13 protein-coding genes are annotated in these 17,141 nt (G+C 63.4%); 3 read left to right on the top strand and 10 right to left on the bottom strand.

Features of this window, described 5'->3' with window-relative positions; all coding sequences use genetic code 11:
* Positions 1 to 177 precede the first annotated feature (177 nt).
* The 10 genes from moaA to ACYCFC_RS19850 form a co-directional block, all read right to left on the bottom strand.
* Entirely contained in the window at positions 178 to 1,167 is a 990-nt protein-coding gene (moaA, locus tag ACYCFC_RS19895) for a GTP 3',8-cyclase MoaA (RefSeq protein ID WP_459652673.1), read from the bottom strand.
* 100 nt (positions 1,168 to 1,267) lie between these two features.
* On the bottom strand, positions 1,268 to 2,206 hold the full coding sequence (locus ACYCFC_RS19890) for a peptidylprolyl isomerase (RefSeq protein WP_459652672.1): 939 nt from the start codon (positions 2,204 to 2,206) through the stop codon (positions 1,268 to 1,270).
* 82 nt (positions 2,207 to 2,288) lie between these two features.
* Entirely contained in the window at positions 2,289 to 3,086 is a 798-nt protein-coding gene (gene narI, locus ACYCFC_RS19885) for a respiratory nitrate reductase subunit gamma (protein WP_459652671.1), read from the bottom strand.
* Positions 3,086 to 3,835: a nitrate reductase molybdenum cofactor assembly chaperone gene (gene narJ / locus ACYCFC_RS19880; protein WP_459652670.1), complete on the bottom strand. Its 750-nt coding sequence runs from the start codon at positions 3,833 to 3,835 to the stop codon at positions 3,086 to 3,088. Before narJ ends, narI begins: the two co-directional genes overlap by 1 nt.
* Before the next feature lie 2 nt (positions 3,836 to 3,837).
* On the bottom strand, positions 3,838 to 5,376 hold the full coding sequence (gene narH, locus ACYCFC_RS19875) for a nitrate reductase subunit beta (protein ID WP_459652669.1): 1,539 nt from the start codon (positions 5,374 to 5,376) through the stop codon (positions 3,838 to 3,840).
* A 12-nt stretch (positions 5,377 to 5,388) separates the two neighbouring features.
* On the bottom strand, positions 5,389 to 9,144 hold the full coding sequence (locus ACYCFC_RS19870) for a nitrate reductase subunit alpha (protein WP_459652668.1): 3,756 nt from the start codon (positions 9,142 to 9,144) through the stop codon (positions 5,389 to 5,391).
* 87 nt (positions 9,145 to 9,231) lie between these two features.
* Positions 9,232 to 10,719 (bottom strand): MFS transporter, encoded by a 1,488-nt coding sequence (locus ACYCFC_RS19865; protein WP_459652667.1) that lies wholly within the window; start codon positions 10,717 to 10,719, stop codon positions 9,232 to 9,234.
* Positions 10,716 to 11,198, bottom strand: coding sequence for a universal stress protein (locus tag ACYCFC_RS19860; RefSeq protein WP_459652666.1), 483 nt, complete (start codon positions 11,196 to 11,198; stop codon positions 10,716 to 10,718). The genes ACYCFC_RS19865 and ACYCFC_RS19860 overlap by 4 nt, the downstream gene beginning before the upstream one ends.
* Before the next feature lie 37 nt (positions 11,199 to 11,235).
* Positions 11,236 to 12,837 carry an MFS transporter gene (locus ACYCFC_RS19855; RefSeq protein ID WP_459652665.1) on the bottom strand — a complete coding sequence of 534 codons (1,602 nt, stop codon included), beginning with the start codon at positions 12,835 to 12,837 and terminating at the stop codon, positions 11,236 to 11,238.
* 50 nt (positions 12,838 to 12,887) lie between these two features.
* The gene (locus tag ACYCFC_RS19850; RefSeq protein ID WP_181082207.1) at positions 12,888 to 13,037 is read right to left on the bottom strand and encodes a hypothetical protein; all 150 of its coding nucleotides are present in this window, start codon (positions 13,035 to 13,037) and stop codon (positions 12,888 to 12,890) included.
* 98 nt (positions 13,038 to 13,135) lie between these two features.
* On the opposite strand from ACYCFC_RS19850, the gene ACYCFC_RS19845 reads away from it, so the two are divergent.
* The 3 genes from ACYCFC_RS19845 to ACYCFC_RS19835 all read left to right on the top strand — a co-directional run bounded on the left by ACYCFC_RS19845 (position 13,136) and on the right by ACYCFC_RS19835 (position 17,112).
* Positions 13,136 to 14,998 (top strand): histidine kinase, encoded by a 1,863-nt coding sequence (locus ACYCFC_RS19845; RefSeq protein ID WP_459652664.1) that lies wholly within the window; start codon positions 13,136 to 13,138, stop codon positions 14,996 to 14,998.
* Positions 14,999 to 15,042: 44 nt separating this feature from the next.
* The gene (gene narL, locus ACYCFC_RS19840) at positions 15,043 to 15,654 is read left to right on the top strand and encodes a two-component system response regulator NarL (RefSeq protein WP_459654033.1); all 612 of its coding nucleotides are present in this window, start codon (positions 15,043 to 15,045) and stop codon (positions 15,652 to 15,654) included.
* Between the two features lie 198 nt (positions 15,655 to 15,852).
* Positions 15,853 to 17,112, top strand: coding sequence for an alginate export family protein (locus ACYCFC_RS19835; RefSeq protein WP_459652663.1), 1,260 nt, complete (start codon positions 15,853 to 15,855; stop codon positions 17,110 to 17,112).
* Positions 17,113 to 17,141: the final 29 nt, after the last annotated feature.

Genomic DNA, 17,141 nt, shown 5'->3' with positions numbered 1-17,141 from the left:
CCCCTTTCGAGGTAACTGCGGCACCAGGCCGCAGCCACGCATCCGGATTACGCCTGCGGCTGATCCGGGCTACACACTGCACGTCTTGTAGGAACGAGCCATGCTCGCGAAAGGCAGCCGCGCCGCTGCCCGAACCGGGCTTCGCGGGCATGGCCCGAGTCGCTGGCATTTTCCCTTTCAACCCCCGCTGGCATTCATGAAGCGCAGCACCTGAACCTCGCCGCTGCTGGAGAATTCATGGCGCAGCGGCTTGCGCTGCAGCGCGGCGTGGATGGCGTCGATCAGCGGCTGGTCGCGGGTCGGGTGACGACGCAGCAGCGCGCGCAGATCGACGGAGTGCTCGTGCCCCAGGCACAGCAGCAGACGGCCTTCGACGGTCAGCCGCACACGGTTGCAGGTGGCGCAGAAGTTGTGCGAATGCGGCGAGATAAACCCGATGCGCGTCTGCGGATGCTCCGGCAGGCGCACGTAGCGCGCCGGTCCGCCGCTGTGTTCGGCTGAATCGATCAGTGCGTGGCGAGCGGCGATCAGCGCGCGCACCTCGTCGCTGGAGCAGAAGCCCTCGCCACGCAAACGGCCGACCTCACCCAGCGGCATTTCCTCGATAAAACTGATATCCAGTCCGCTGGCGATGGCGAAATCCACCAGGTCGGCGACTTCCCCGGCGTTGCGCCCTTTCATCACCACCGCGTTGAGCTTGATCCGCTCGAAGCCGGCGGCGCGCGCGGCAGCGATGCCGTCGAGCACCTGACGCAGTTCACCGGTGCGGGTGATGGCGTGGAATCTCGCCGCGTCGAGGCTATCCAGGCTGATATTCAGACGTTTCACGCCCGCCCGCGCCAGGGGGGCGGCGAGCTTCACCAGTTGCGAGCCGTTGGTGGTCATCACCAGTTCGCGCAGCCCCGGCAGCGCGGCGATGCGCTCGCACAGGCCGACGATGCCCTGACGCACCAGCGGCTCGCCGCCGGTGAGACGGATCTTCTTCACCCCCAGACCGACGAAGATCCGCGCGATGCGCTCCAGCTCCTCCAGCCCGAGCACCTGCTGGCGCGGCAGAAAGGCCATGTCCTCGGCCATGCAGTAGACGCAGCGGAAATCACAGCGGTCGGTCACCGACAGGCGCAGGTAGTCGATGGGGCGGTCATGGGCGTCGCGTAGTTGAGTCATCGCAAGAATCCCGGATTGAGCGCTCTTAGGGCTGAAGGCTGAAGGCTGAAGGCTGGACGAAAAAGCGGCATCCTCGTCCAGCCTCCAGCCTTCAGCGGCTTCACTGCATCAACGGCGTTTCCGCCCCCTGCATATGGATGCCCTCGATGCTCGCCACACCCACCAGATTCTGCAGGTACTGGGCGACGCCGATCTGCCAGACGCGCTGGTTGAGTTCGGCGCGGATCGAGCCGGCCACCGCCTCGTAGGGCAGTTGCTCGCCGTCGAGGCGTTGGTCGACGAACACCAGATGGTAGCCATAACGGCTTTCCAGCGGCTGCTGACATAAACCGACCGGCAGGCGGAACAATTGGCATTCGAATTCCGGCACGGTCTGGCCCTTGCTGATCTGGCCCAGTGCGCCGCCCTGCGCCTTCGACGGGCAGGCGGAATGCTGCAACGCCAGTTCGGCGAAGCGCTGCGGCGCCTGCCCCAGTTGCCCGAGCAGTTCCAGCGCCTGCTCACGGGCCAGGCTGCGCGCCTCGGCGTCATCCGCCGGGCAGGCCAGCAGAATGTGCCGCACGGCGAGCAAGGGCGCACTGAAAAAGCGCTGCGCATTGCCCGTGTAATACGTGCGGCACGCCTCTTCCTCGGCCAGCGGCAGCGGTACTTCCCGCTCGATCAGCACTCGGATGGCCGCCTCTTCCTCGCTCTCGCCGGTTTCAGTCCTTGCCACCAGGCCCAGCTCGGCGATGCGCTGCTGCAACAGCTCGCGCAGCACCAGTGCCTGGACCGCCAGATAGACGGCCTCATCGCGGCTTGCCGCAGGGTGATACTGCAACTCCTGGGCGATGGCCTGTGTCGCGATCTCCACGCCATTGACCCGTACCCGTGGCCATTCCTGCTCGCTGCTTGCGATCAGCAACGCCTCACCGGTCTCCACGTCCCCTGCAGGCAGCAGTTCCTCGAACAGCGCGGCGTCATCCGGCACCTCGACTTCCGGGCGTGCGCCACCACCGCAGCCGCCTCCTCCCGCGCTTCCACCACATCCACAAGCCATGACGATTACCTCACTGAAGTTTTTGCACGTTGGCGCGGATCAGCCATGACGGCGGGCGCACCAGGCGCCAGCCGCCCAAAGCTCATACCGGGCTCTTGCTGTCTGTCGCGGCGTAGCCGGGCACTGCGCTCGGCGTGGTGATTTCGCGCGCAGGTGCTTCGTAGGTACGCGGACGCTGCGGGCGCGGCGTGGCCGGCTTGACGCCCTTCTGGCGGACGATCTGGTAGCGCCGCCCCAGGTACCACACCGGCGCGCTGACGATATGCACCAGGCGGGTGAAGGGAAACAGCACGAACAGGGTGACGCCGAGGAATACGTGCAGCTTGTACATCAGCGACACCGAGGCGATGGCCTCGGCGGCCGCCACCGGCTGCAGGGTAACGACGCCCTGCGCCCAGTTGCCCAGCAGCACCATCACTGCACCGTCCATGTGGCCGGTGGAGGCGACGATGGTCAGCAGCCCCAGCACCAGTTGCGCCAGCAGCACCAGCAGGATCATCACGTCGCTGCGGCTGGAGCTGGCGCGCACGCGCGCATCGGTCAGCCGCCGATGGAGCAGCATCACCAGGCCGATCAGGCAGAGGATGCCGAAGAAGCCACCCGAGACCATCGCCAGCAACTGCTTGTCGGCACTGCTGATGAAGTGGTGATAAAGGGCTTCGGGCATCAGCAGACCGACGAAGTGGCCACACAGGACGAAGATGATCCCGATATGGAACAGGTTGCTCGCCAGGCGCATGCCCCTGGGTTGCAGCATCTGGCTGGAACCGGCCTTCCAGCTGTACTGCGACAGGTCGAAACGCGCCCAGCTGCCGATCAGGCAGATAGCCAGGGCGATGTAGGGATAGACCCCGAACAGCAGGAAATTGAAGTTGGACATCAGCGCACCTCCTGGGCCAGCGCGGCGGCCTGCCCGTCATGCTTGAAATCGGTCCAGTGCAGCGGCACCGGGCTTTCCTCGCGGGCCTTGCCCGGCCCGCTCGACATCGATGGGCAGCGATCCTGCTGTTCGGCCTGGAGGAAGTTCACCTGTTCTTCTTCCCAGACCCGGTCCAGCGCCTCCAGCGAGTCGTCGCGCTGCTCTGCGGCAACCTGCTCGCGCAGACCGGCCAGCGTCTCCTGCAGCGGCTCGCCGGCGATCTGCAGCAGCGCGTGGAAACAGGCCGCGTGCGGGCTTTCGCGCTCTTCCAGGCGCGCTGCCAGCAACGCCAGCAGATGCGCGACGTCGGCCAGCCCCTCGCGCGCCTCCAGCGCCTCGCGGGTGGCGAGGTATTCGAGGTACAGCGGGATGTAATCGGGCAGCTCGCGCACGCCGATGGCGAAGCCGGCGGCTTCGTACTGGGCCATCAGGTCGACCATGGCCTGGCCGCGGTCGCGCGACTCGCCGTGCACGTGCTCGAACAGCAGCAGCGACAGCGCGCGGCCCTTGTCGAACAGATCGGTGTAGCGCTCCTGCGCGTCCATCAGCTCGCCTTCGCTCAGCTCGTCGAGCAGCACCCGCAGCGCGGTACGCAGCTGCGGGCTGATCTCGCGAGCCGCATCGATGGCCTCGGCCAGTTCGGCGCGTGCCTCGCGCAGACATTCATCGGGATAGTCGAGCAACAGGGAAATCACTTTCAGGATCTGCATGTTCAGTCCTCCCACAACTGCACGGTCTTGATCACGTCGCGGCGGTTGGCCTTCTTCGCACCGAACATATTGGTGTCCGAAGCCCCGCTGCAGCCGCTACCGAAACTGAAACCGCAACCGGAGCGTTCGGCGAAGGCGTCGCTCATGGCCTCCTCGCGATGCGCGCTGGGGATCACGTAGCGGTCTTCGTAGTTGGCGATGGCCAGGTAGCGGTACATGTCCTCGACCTGTTCCAGGCTCAGCCCGACGCTTTCCAGAATCGCCATGTCCTTGATGCCCTCGACCTGCTCGGCACGCTTGTAGGCGCGCATCGCCAGCAGGCGCCTGAGCGCGTGCCTGACCGGCTTTTCATCGCCGGCGGTGAGCAGGTTGGCCAGGTAGCGCAGCGGAATGCGCAGGCTGTCGACGTCCGGCAGCACGCCGTCCATGCCGATCTGCCCGGCCTGGGCGGCGTTCTGGATCGGCGACAGCGGCGGCACGTACCAGACCATCGGCAGGGTGCGGTATTCGGGGTGCAGCGGCAGGGCCAGCTTCCAGTCCACCGCCATCTTGTAGACGGGGGATTTCTGCGCGGCCTCGATCACCGACATCGGCACGCCATCGTTGAGCGCCTGCTCGATGACCTTCGGATCGAAGGGGTCGAGGAACATCTCCAGCTGTTTTTCGTAGAGGTCCTGCTCGTTCGGCGTGCTGGCCACCTCAGCGATGCGGTCGGCGTCGTAGAGCAGCACGCCGAGATAACGGATGCGCCCGACGCAGGTTTCGGCGCAGACGGTGGGCATGCCGGCCTCGATCCGTGGGAAGCAGAAGATGCACTTCTCAGACTTGCCGCTCTTCCAGTTGAAGTAGATCTTCTTGTACGGGCAGCCGCTGATGCACATGCGCCAGCCGCGGCACTTCTCCTGGTCGATGAGGACGATGCCGTCTTCCTCGCGCTTGTAGATCGCCCCGCTCGGGCAGGAGGCCGCGCACGCCGGATTCAGGCAGTGCTCGCACAGGCGCGGCAGGTACATCATGAAGGTGTTTTCGTACTGGCCGTAGATATCGGCCTGGATCTTGTCGAAGTTCTTGTCCTTGCGCCGCTTGGCGAATTCGGTGCCGAGGATTTCCTCCCAGTTCGGCCCCCACTCGATCTTCTCCATGCGCTGGCCGGAGATCAGCGAGCGCGGTCGCGCCACCGGCTGGTGCTTGCCCAGCGGCGCGGTGTGCAACTGCTGGTAGTCGAAGTCGAACGGCTCGTAGTAGTCGTCGATGCTCGGCAGGTCGGGGTTGGCGAAGATATTCGCCAGCACCCGGAACTTGCCGCCGATGCGCGGGTTGATCGAGCCGTCGGCGTTGCGCACCCAGCCGCCCTTCCACTTGTCCTGGTTCTCCCATTCCTTCGGGTAGCCGATGCCGGGTTTGGTCTCGACGTTGTTGAACCAGGCGTATTCCATGCCTTCGCGGCTGGTCCAGACGTTCTTGCAGGTGATCGAGCAGGTGTGGCAACCGATGCACTTGTCCAGGTTCAGGACCATCCCCACTTGTGAACGAATCTTCATGGCATCAAATCCTCAGATATCTTGCGGCAGGGGTTGCGGCAGCTCGTTGCCATGGGGCGCGTCCAGCCAGTCGACCTTGTTCATCTTGCGCACCACGACGAACTCGTCGCGGTTGCAGCCCACCGTGCCGTAGTAGTTGAAGCCGTAGGCCAGCTGCGCGTAGCCGCCGATCATGTGGGTGGGCTTGAGGACCACGCGGGTCACCGAGTTGTGGTGGCCGCCGCGGGTCTGGGTGCTCTCGGCGCCGGGCACGTTCACGATGCGTTCCTGGGCGTGGTACATCATCACCATGCCTTCCATCACGCGCTGGCTGACCACCGCGCGGGCGGTCAGCGCGCCATTGGCGTTGAAGCACTCGATCCAGTCGTTGTCCTCGATGCCGACCTTCTTCGCGTCGATCTCGCTCATCCACACGATCGGCCCGCCACGGCTCAGGGTGAGCATGATCAGGTTGTCGGTGTAGGTGCTGTGGATGCCCCACTTCTGGTGCGGAGTGATCCAGTTCAGGCAGATTTCCGGGTTGCCGTTGCCCATCTTGCCCGCCACGTAGCCGGTGGAACGGGTGTTGATCGGCGGTCGGTAGCTCTGCATGTGTTCGCCGAAGGCCAGCATCCACGGGTGGTCCTGGTAGAACTGCTGGCGCCCGGTGAGGGTGCGCCACGGAATGTATTCGTGGACGTTGGTGTAGCCGGCGTTGTAGCTGACGTGCTCGTCTTCCAGGCCGGACCAGGTCGGGCTGGAGATGATCTTGCGCGGCTGCGCCTGGATGTCGCGGAAGCGGATCGCCTCATGCTCCTTGGGCAACGCCAGGTGGCTGTGGTCGCGCCCGGTGAACTGCGACAGCGCGGCCCAGGCCTTGACCGCGACGTGGCCGTTGGTTTCCGGCGCCAGGGTCAGGATGACCTCGGCGGCGTCGATGGCCGTCTCGATCTTCGGTCGGCCCAGGCTGACGCCTTCCTCGCGCACCACATAGTTGAGTTCGCCGAGGAAATCGACCTCGTCGTCGGTATTCCAGTTGATGCCCTTGCCGCCGTTGCCGAGCTTGTCGAGCAACGGGCCGAGGGAGGTGAACTTCTTGTAGGTGCTGGGATAGTCGCGCTCGACCACGGCCATGTTCGGGCAGTTCTTGCCCGGCAGCGGCGCCTGGCCGGCGGTCTTCCAGTCGCTGCCGCCGAACGGCTGCGCCAGCTCGCCGGGGCTGTCGTGCAGCAGCGGCACGGTGACCAGATCCTTCTCCACACCCAGCTGACCTTCGGCCATCTTCGAGAAGGCCTTGGCGATGCCCTTGTAGATCTCCCAGTCCGAGCGCGCCTCCCAGGCCGGGTCGATGGCTGCCGACAGCGGGTGGATGAAGGGGTGCATGTCCGAGGTGTTCATGTCGTCCTTCTCGTACCAGGTGGCGGTCGGCAGGACGATGTCCGAATACACGCACGTGGAGGACATGCGGAAGTCCAGGGTGGTGACCAGATCGAGCTTGCCGATGGCGCCCTCGTCGACCCACTCGGCCTCGGTCGGCTTGAAGCCGTCGCGCTTGCCGAGGTCCTCGTTCATCACGCCGTTACGGGTCCCCAGCAGGTACTTGAGCATGTACTCGTGGCCCTTGCCGGAGCTGCCCAGCAGGTTGGAGCGCCAGACGAACAGGTTACGCGGGAAGTTGTCGGGATTGTCCGGCTGCTCGCAGGCGAATTTCAGCGAGCCGTCCTGCAATGAGCGAGTCACGTAGTCCACCGGCGACAGCCCGGCGGCCTCGGCGTCGCGGCAGATCTGCAACGGGTTGCGGTTGAGCTGCGGCGCGCTCGGCAGCCAGCCGGCGCGCTCGGCGCGGATGTTGTAGTCGAGCATGTGCTCGGGGAACTGCGACTTGTCCGCCAGCGGCGAGAGCACCTCGTGGATGCTCATTTTTTCATGACGCCATTGGGATGAGTGGTTGTAGAAGAAGCTGGTGCCGTTCATCTGCCGTGGCGGACGGTGCCAGTCCAGACCGAAGGCCAGCGGCAGCCAGCCGCACTGCGGACGCAGCTTCTCCTGGCCGACGTAGTGCGCCCAGCCGCCACCGGTCTGGCCGACGCAGCCGCACAACATCAGCATGTTGATCAGGCCACGGTAGTTCATGTCCATGTGATACCAGTGGTTCATCGCCGCGCCGACGATGATCATGGAACGGCCACGGGTCTTGTCGGCGTTGTCGGCGAATTCGCGGGCGATCTGGATCGCCTTCTCGCGCGCCACGCCGGTGATCTTCTCCTGCCAGGCCGGAGTGCCCGGCACGCTGGCATCGTCGTAGCTGGCGGCGACGTTGGCGCCGCCCAGACCACGGTCGATGCCGAGGTTGGCGGCCATCAGGTCGAACACAGTGGCGACCTTGACGGTGCTGCCATCGGCCAGGGCGATCGAGCGCACCGGCACGCGGCGCAGCTGGATGGCCTCGCCCTCGGCGTGCTGGAAATGCTCGTGCAGCGTGCCGCCGAAATAGGGGAAGGCGACCTCGGCGGTTTCGCCGCTGTCGATCTGGCTCAGGGCCAGGTCGACCTCGCGCCCGTCCTTGCCTTCACGGGCCTCGATGTTCCACTTGCCCTTCTCGCCCCAGCGGTAGCCGATCGACCCCAGCGGGGAGACCAGCTCGCCGCTGGAGGCGTCGAGGGCGATGGTCTTCCACTCGGGGTTGTTGGCCTGGCCGAGGTTGTCGGCCAGGTCCGAGGCGCGCAGGAAGCGGTCGGCGATGTGGCTGCCGTCCTTCTCGTTGAGGCGCACCAGCACCGGCAGGTCGGTGTAGCGCCTGGCGTAGTCGCGGAAATAGGCGCTCGGCTTCTCCAGGTGGAATTCCTTGAAGATGACGTGGGCGAAGGCCTGGGCCAGCGCCGCGTCGGTGCCCTGCTTGGGGTTGAGCCAGAGGTCGGTGAGCTTGGCGACTTCGGCGTAGTCCGGGGTGATCGCCACGGTCTTGGTGCCCTTGTAGCGCACCTCGGTGAAGAAGTGCGCGTCCGGGGTGCGCGTCTGCGGGACGTTGGAGCCCCAGGCGATGATGTAGTTGGAGTTGTACCAGTCCGCCGATTCCGGCACGTCGGTCTGCTCGCCCCACACCTGGGGTGACGCCGGAGGAAGGTCGCAGTACCAGTCGTAGAACGAGAGGCACACGCCACCGATCAGCGACAGGTAACGGCTGCCTGCGGCGTAGGAAACCATCGACATCGCCGGGATCGGCGAGAAGCCGATCACCCGGTCCGGGCCGTACTGCCTGACGGTGTAGACGTTGGCCGCGGCGATGATCTCGTTGACCTCGTCCCAGCTGGAACGGATGAAACCGCCCATGCCGCGCTTGCTCTTGTAGGACTCGGCCTTGCTCTTGTCCTCGACGATGCTGGCCCAGGCCTCGACCGGGCTCATGCTGCGCCGCGCTTCGCGCCAGAGCTGGAGCAGCGGTTTGCGCACCTTGGGGTATTTCAGCCGGTTGGCGCTGTAGATGTACCAGCTGTAGCTGGCGCCGCGCGGGCAGCCGCGCGGCTCGTGGTTGGGCAGGTCGTTGCGGGTACGCGGGTAGTCGGTCTGCTGGGTTTCCCAGGTGATCAGGCCGTTCTTCACATAGATCTTCCAGGAGCACGATCCGGTGCAGTTCACCCCGTGGGTGGAACGCACGATCTTGTCGTACTGCCAGCGGGCGCGGTAGACGTTCTCCCAGTCACGGGACTCGATGCGGGTCTCGCCGTGACCGTCGGCGAACTCTCCTTGCTTGCGATTGAAAAAACGCAGCTGGTCGAGCAGATGGCTCATCTTTCTCTCCTTTGCGGGCGCCAGCGGCTGGCGTCCGCGTTACGAATCAGGCATTGCCGGCGAGCGGGCCGCGCCGGCAATGAATGGCTACTTGCTGACGGCGGTCTGTTCGGCGATTGCCAGGTCGACGGATGACACGAAGTACTCTTCGGCGAAGGCGCCTTCGGGCTCCTTCAACCAGAAGAAGCAGATGACGAAACTGAGCAATGCGCCGGCGGCGATGATCAGGAAGAACTGCGAGGGCGTGACGAAGGTGTAGAGAGTCAGGTAGAACACCGCGCCGACGTTGCCGTAGGCACCGGCCATGCCCGAGATCTGCCCGGTGATACGGCGCTTGATCGAGGGGATGATGCCGAAGGTGGCGCCTTCCGCTCCCTGCACGAAAACCGAGCAGAAAATGGTGATGACCACGGCAATGAACAGCGGCCAGCTGGAGCCCATCAGCCCCATCAGCAGAAAGCCCAGGGCGATGCCGAGCATGTAGGCCAGCATCACGAAACGGCGGTTGCCGAAGCGATCGGAGACCAGGCCGCCGATGGGCCGCGCCAGCAGATTCACGAAAGCGAAGGAGGCGGCAATGATGCCCGCCGCCGTGGCCGACAGCCCCCAGGTCAACTCGAAGAACATGGGCAGCATCGACACCACCGCCAGCTCCGCGCCGAAATTGGCGAAGTAGGTGGAGTTCAGAGCCGCCACCGAGTTGAACGGGTATTTGTCGTCCTCCGGTACGCCCTTGCGCAGAATCGGCACGTTGACCCGCAGGATCTGCACGATCTGGTAGAGCACCACCAGCACGATCACGCCGTGGCAAGCCCAGGCCCAGCCAGCCCCCAGGTAACCCATGTTCTCGATGCGCCAGACCAGCACCGAGAGGATGCCGACCATGGGAATGGTCCAGATGATCAGCTTGAACATGTCGCCCCAGCTGCTGACCTCCATGGCCGCGACCTTGCGTGGCTTGTGCTGCACGGTGCCCGCCGGGCCATCGGTGATGGCGAACCAGTAGAACACTCCGTAGGCCGCCATCATCAGTGCCGTCGTGGCAATCGCGTAGCGCCAGCCGTCATCCCCGCCGAACGCGTGCAGGGCGATGGCCGGCAGCGTCATGGCCGCCGCGGCCGAACCGAAGTTGCCCCAGCCGGCATAGAAACCTTCGGCGAAGCCGATGTCCTTGGGCTTGAACCACATGGCGGTCATATGGATGCCGACCACGAAGCTGGCACCGATCGAACTCAGCACCAGTCGCGAGATCAGCAGTTGCACCCGCGTGTCGCCCATGGCGAAGGTGATCGCCGGCACCGCCATGGTCACCATCAGCACGGAAAACACCCGCCGTGGGCCCCATTTATCCAGCGCCATACCCACCAGAATCCGCGCGGGAATGGTCAGCGCCACGTTGGCGATGGCAAACAGGCGCAAATCGTCGCCGGTCAGCCAGTTCGCACTCTTGAGCATGCTGGTGGCCAGCGGCGCCATATTGAACCAGACGAAGAAACAGATATAGAAGGCGATCCAGGTCAGATGCAGCGCTCTTATTTCCGGTTGCCGGTATTTGAACAGGTCCGAGACTTTCATTTATTCGCCTCCTGCGTCCAATCCGGACAGGCCTGTATAAGTACCGGGCACGGTGCGCGCCTGACCAGAAAGGAACTGACACTGCCAAAGGTCATGTAATTGAATTCATCGACCAGTGCATCTATCGAGTGCGCGATGAAACCTCCGCCCAACTCTTCGCAGTGCCTGGAGACAACCAGCAGATCGGGCTTCAGACTATCAACTGCCTTGAGAATGACTTTCCTTGCATCACCCTGACCAATAACGACTTCAACATTCAACCCACGACCACCCACCTTCTCTGCAGCCTCTCTTATCTTTGCGGAAAACTCTTCCTTGGCTTTCAGGTAGTTGCTTTCACTGGAACTGCTGGTATCCAGACTTTCTTCGGCGACGCCAATCAGGATGATCATCGGCTCAAGTCGGGCGAACATTTCCAGGGTGCGTTCAAGCGCATAACGCGCATTAGGCGAATCGTCATAAGCAATCATGATATTCATGGCGTAAAACCCCGCTTCGCTGAACTGATTGAATGATTCAGGGGTTCTTCACGTAGGCGTTGGGCCGCAGGTAGAACCACCAGTTGAGAACCAGGCACAGCGCGCAGAAGCCGGCGAAGCCGTACATCGCCACCTCCGGCGTTCCGGCCTTGATCTGGCCGCCAATGACCATGGGCGCGACGAAGGAGCCATAGGCCGCCACCGCCGAGGTCCAGCCCAGAACCGGGCCGGCCTGCTCGCGGTCGTAGATCACGCCGATGGTGCGGAAGGTCGAGCCGTTGCCGATTCCCGAAGCGGCGAACAGCACCAGAAAGAGGATGATGAAGGCGAAGAAGAAGGTTTCCGGCTGAGTGGAGCCATAGGCCTGCTGCAGCACGTAGCCCAGCGCCACCGCGGCGGCTAGCATCACCACCGAGATCACCTGGGTGACGATCGAACCACCGAGCTTGTCGGAGATCCAGCCGCCGAAGGGGCGTGTCAGGGCGCCGATGAAAGGGCCGATCCAGGCATAGGTCAGGGCGCTGGGCGCATTGGGATTGACCACCCGCGTGATGCTGCCGTCCGCCGCGATCTCGTTCATGTAGCCGAAGATCACCGTGATCGACAGCGGCAGCGCCATGGAGAAGCCGATGAAGGAGCCGAAGGTCAGGATGTAGAGCACGCTCATCGACCAGGTGTGCTTGTCGCGGAAGATCCCGAACTGGCGCTTGATGCTCGGTTTGATGCTGCCCGGAATCATCCGCAGCAGGCCCAGGGTGCTGAGCATGATCAGCGCGATGGCCAGCCACATGTTCAATACGCCGAGGCCGAAGGGCTGCGGCAGATAGAGGTACAGGCCCACCACGGAAGTCAGGAAGCCGACCCCGTAGAGCCCGATGATCTTGCCGAACGCGCCCAGCGTATGCCCCGGATTGGGCGTGATCGGCAGCAGGTTGTTCATGCCGAACCAGCCGATGAAGGCCAGCGGGACCAGCGCCAGCATCCATACCCAGCCTGAATTCTGAATCCAGGTGTCCGAGCCGGCAGGTATCCGCCCGATCAGTGTGCCGCTGTCCTTGACCAGCACCATCGGATCACCAGCCAGAGCACCGAAGAGACCGGCGGTCATGACCAGCGGAATCACGATCTGCATGGTGGTCACGCCGAAGTTTCCCAGCCCGGCATTCAGCCCCAGCGCCAGCCCCTGCTGGTTCTTCGGAAAGAAGCCACTGATGTTGCTCATCGAACAGGCGAAGTTGCCGCCACCGATCCCTGACAGCAGGGCCAGCAGCTGAAAGACCCAGAGCGGCGTGGTGGTGTCCTGCAAGGCAATGCCGGCGCCCACGGCAGGAATCATCAACAGGGCGGTGGTCAGAACGATGGTGTTGCGTCCGCCGGCGATGCGGATCATGAACGACGCCGGGATGCGCAGCGTCGCACCGGCCAGGCCGGAAATGGCGGTAAGGGTGAACAGCTGCGCCGGTTCGAAAGGAAACCCGAGGTTGAGCATCTGTACCGTGATGATGCCCCACATCAGCCATACGGCGAACCCCAGCAGCAGGCTTGGAATGGATATCCAGAGGTTCCGTGTCGCGATCCGTTTGCCTGTTGATTGCCAGAAACCGGCAACTTCCACATCCCATTTAGCAATATTCGTCATGGCCGCTCCGCTCCATTAATGCAATCTGGAGCGGAGGCTACGAGCAGTAACTAGGCTGAAACTTGACCATGATCATCAATCATTGGCTCGAACTTTTCCGCAATACCCTTTCTACCTCTTTCGATATACCTATTTAGCGCCTGAATAATTTCAATTGTTTCAAGCATATAGCGCTGTAGCAAAAACAACTTTTCAGACATGCAGCGTCAATTTAACGCGTATGGAGTATATCGATGATCATAGGCAAAGCGATAAACAGCGGGTAACGTGGCACAACTTTGCCAAGCGAGACGCCGCCATGAGTCATTTCGATATAACTCAATCGCCCTTGCGCCATTCCATTATTCAGCACACCACCCTCGCCTTTATTCTGGTTATCGGGGTAACACTGGCGAGCATGCTCGGCGGCATGTATCTCGCGGATTCCATACAAGGCGATGCGGAGGCCCTGAACAAGGCCGGCAGTCTGCGCATGCAGTCCTACCGGCTGGCCCTGCTGGCGCTGGAAGATGAAAGCCAGCTGCTGTCCGAACACATGGAAGAGTTCGAACGCACGCTGCAGACCTACTCCCTGCAACGGGCAATCGGCCACAACCCCAACAGTCCGCTGCATCTGCTGTACAGCCGAGCGGTCACGCGCTGGAACGAATCCATGCTGCCGCTGCTGACGACCTATCCGCCTCAGAAACGCGCGTTCCGTGCCGAAGTCCCGAAATTCGTTGCCGAACTCGACGGCTTCGTCAAAGCCTTGCAGACCAAGTCCGAAGACAAACTCGCCGTCATTCGCGGCCTGCAAATAGGCACGCTGCTGTTCACCGTGCTGATGGCTTTTCTGGTGCTGCTGGGCGTCTACAGCAACCTGATCACGCCGCTGCGCGAACTGACGCGACTGGCCCGGCAGATCGGTCGTGGCGACTTTCGCAGCAAGGCCTATTACGACGCCCGCAACGAGCTGGGACTGCTGGCCAACGCCTTCAACCAGATGAGCGATGAGCTGGCCGATCTCTACGACCACCTGGAACGCAAGGTCGATGAGAAAACCGCCCAGCTGCAGCGCAGCAACAACTCACTGGAGCTGCTGTTCAACAGTGCCCGCAGCCTGTATCAGTCTTCAGCCGACCCCGTGCCGGAACTCGCGAGCCTGCTGCTGCCCGTGCAGCGCTCACTGGGTTCGGGGCCGGTCTCGCTGTGCCTGCATCACACCGAGGAGAAAAACTGCTTCCGCGCCCATACCGCCATTACCTCGGAACGCCAGCCCCCCGAATACTGCCGTCTGCCCGATTGCGCGCAATGCCCGGTCCATACCGGTAATGGCAAGCTGGCCGGCGGTACCGAGCTGATCAGCTTCGCTCTGCGTTCGGGCACTCGCGAGCTGGGCGCCCTGCGCATCGAGCAAGCGCAGGGCGTGGCCCTGGAAGCCTGGCAGGAACAATTGCTCGGCGCCGTGGCAGAACTCTTCGCCGCCTCCCTGGGCCTGAGTCAGCTCGCCCAACAGCAGGCACGCCTGGCCCTGATGGAAGAGCGCGCGGTGATCGCCCGCGAACTGCATGACTCGCTGGCGCAGGCGCTTTCCTATCAGAAGCTGCAACTGAGCCGCTACAAGAAACAGATCGCCAATGGACACCCGCAGGAGGAACTGGATGCCACCCTTGGCGCGATCCAGGACGGGCTCAACGCGGCCTACCGGCAATTGCGCGAATTGCTCACGACCTTTCGCATCAAGCTCGACGTACCCGGTCTGGCAGCCGCCGTGCACGCCACGGTACTCGAATTCAGCAGCCATTCCGGGGTGAGCATTGGCCTGCACTACGGCCTCGAGCATTGCCCGCTGACGCCCAACGAGGAGCTCCATTGCCTGCAGATCATCCGCGAGACGCTGAGCAACGTGATCAAGCATGCCCAGGCCCGCCAGTGCGACCTGCGCCTGCATCAGGACGAACAGGGCCTGGTGCATATTCGCGTGGATGACGACGGCATTGGCATCGAGGTGAACGACAGCCCCAGCGGTCATTACGGCCTGAGCATCCTTGCCGAGCGGGCCGGCAGCCTGCACGGGCACCTGCGCATCGGCAAACGTAGCGAAGGCGGCACGCGTGTCCACCTGAGTTTCCTCCCGGCCTATCGCCGCATACCCCTGCAATCGGAGACCGACATACCGTGAACGCCCACGACAAGATTCGTATTCTGCTGGTCGACGACCACCCGATGATGCGCAGCGGCATGCGTGCACTGCTGTCCATGGAGGACGATCTGCCGCCCGCCGCCGAAGCCGGAAACGGTGCGGAGGCGGTGCGCCTGGCCAGCGAACTGGATCTGGACCTGATCCTGCTCGACATGAACATGCCCGGCATGGACGGACTGGAAACCATCCGCCAGATGCGCGCGAACGGAATCGATGCGCGCATCGTCATCTTCAGCGTCTCCGACGACCACACCAATGTGCTCGCCGCCTTGCGCGCAGGCGCGGACGGCTACCTGCTCAAGGATATCGAGCCGGAAGACCTGATCAGCCAGATTCGCTTGGCCGCGCAGGGCCGGCTGGCTCTGAGCCCCGAGTTGACCCAGGTGCTGGCCGAAGCCATTCGCGAACGTCCCAAACCGGGCCACGGCAGCCAGGCATCAACCCTGACCAAGCGCGAGAAGGATGTCCTGCGGCTCATCGCCAAGGGCCAGACCAACAAGATGATCGCGCGCAAGCTGGCCATCAGCGAAGGCACGGTCAAGGTGCACGTGAAAAACCTGCTGCACAAACTCGGCCTGCGCTCGCGCGTCGAAGCCGCCGTCTGGTCACTGGAGCATGACCAGGCCAGGGCCTGAGCAGCCCAGAACCAGGATGGCAAGTGCATTTCAGGCACGGATGCGCGCTCTTCCATACGTTCCGAGTTTGTCTGGGATCAAGGGCGAAATGTCGTAAAAGCCCCATTCCAGACAGCTTTTTAAGCACCTTGACGGCAATCAATGGCAAAGATCGTAAGCAGCCTATCTTTCGCCCCAACGCCAACAAGGAGCATCACGATGAGCAGCATCCAACCCTCACGTCTGGCCCTCGCCCTGCTCGCCGCAGGCCTGGCCGTCAACACTGCCGCAAGCGCGGAAGAAAGCTTCAGCAATCTGTTCACTGAGGCGAAACCGATCTTCGATCTGCGCTATCGCTACGAGCATGTCGATCAGGACAACGCACTCAGGCATGCCAACGCACAGACGCTGCGCACCCGCATCGGCGTGCAGACCGGCTCCTGGTACGGCCTCTCGGCGCTGGTCGAAGCGGACAACCTCAGCCGCCTGGGGAAAGCGGCCTACAACAACACCCGCAACGGCCAGACCGACTACTCGGCGGTGCCCGATCCGGATGGCAGCGAGATCAACCAGGCGCTGCTGCGCTATGACCATGCCCAGGGCAGCGCCGTGGTCGGTCGCCAGCGGATCAACCTGGACAACCAGCGCTTCGTCGGCGGCGTCGGCTGGCGGCAGAACGAGCAGACCTACGACGGCCTGCTCGGCCAGCTCAAGCCCATCGACGGCCTGGCCCTGACCTATGCCTATATCGACAACATCAACAGCATCTTCGGCCCAGAAGACAACCGCTTCGACAACTTCACCAACCCGGCCAATATCGAAGGCCACAGCCACCTGATCAATGCTCAGTACCAGGCCATGCCGGAGCTGACGGTAACGGCCTACAGCTATCTGCTGGGGCTGGACAACATCGCCAGCGTCAACAGTGCCGCCATGCTCGGCAGCCTCTCCAGCAAGACCACGGGTGTACGCCTGAACGGTGCCGTCCAGGGCGTCAGCTACGTGCTCGAATACGCCCGGCAGAAGGACTACGCCGACAACCCGCTGGAACTGAGCAGCGAGTACTACCTGGCCGAACTGGGCTACACGATCAAGGGCGTGGCGCTCAAAGGCGGCATGGAAGTCCTTGGCGGCGACAGCAGCGGCGCCGGCAACCGCGCCTTCCAGACACCGCTGGCCACCAAGCATGCCTTTCAGGGCTGGGCCGACACCTTCCTGCTGACCCCGGCTGACGGCGTGCAGGACGTCTACGTCGGCGGCAGCCTGCCACTGTTCGGCGGCACCCTGCAGCTCTGGTACCACGACTTCCGCGCCGAGCGCGGCAGCCAGCAATACGGCGAGGAACTGGATATTTCCTACAGCCGCGCCATTCCGCTGGTGAAGGGCCTGGTCGCCACCGTCAAATACGCCGGCTATGACGCGGACGATTTCTCGGTCGATACCGAGAAGCTCTGGGCACAGCTCCAATACAGCTACTGAGACGCACCGGCAGCGTCGGGGCCGGAACC

It is taken from the genome of Stutzerimonas sp. NM35, from assembly GCF_054604355.1.
The sequence above is the reverse complement of the archived record's forward strand: the minus strand, read 5'-3'. Positions and strand labels throughout refer to the sequence as shown.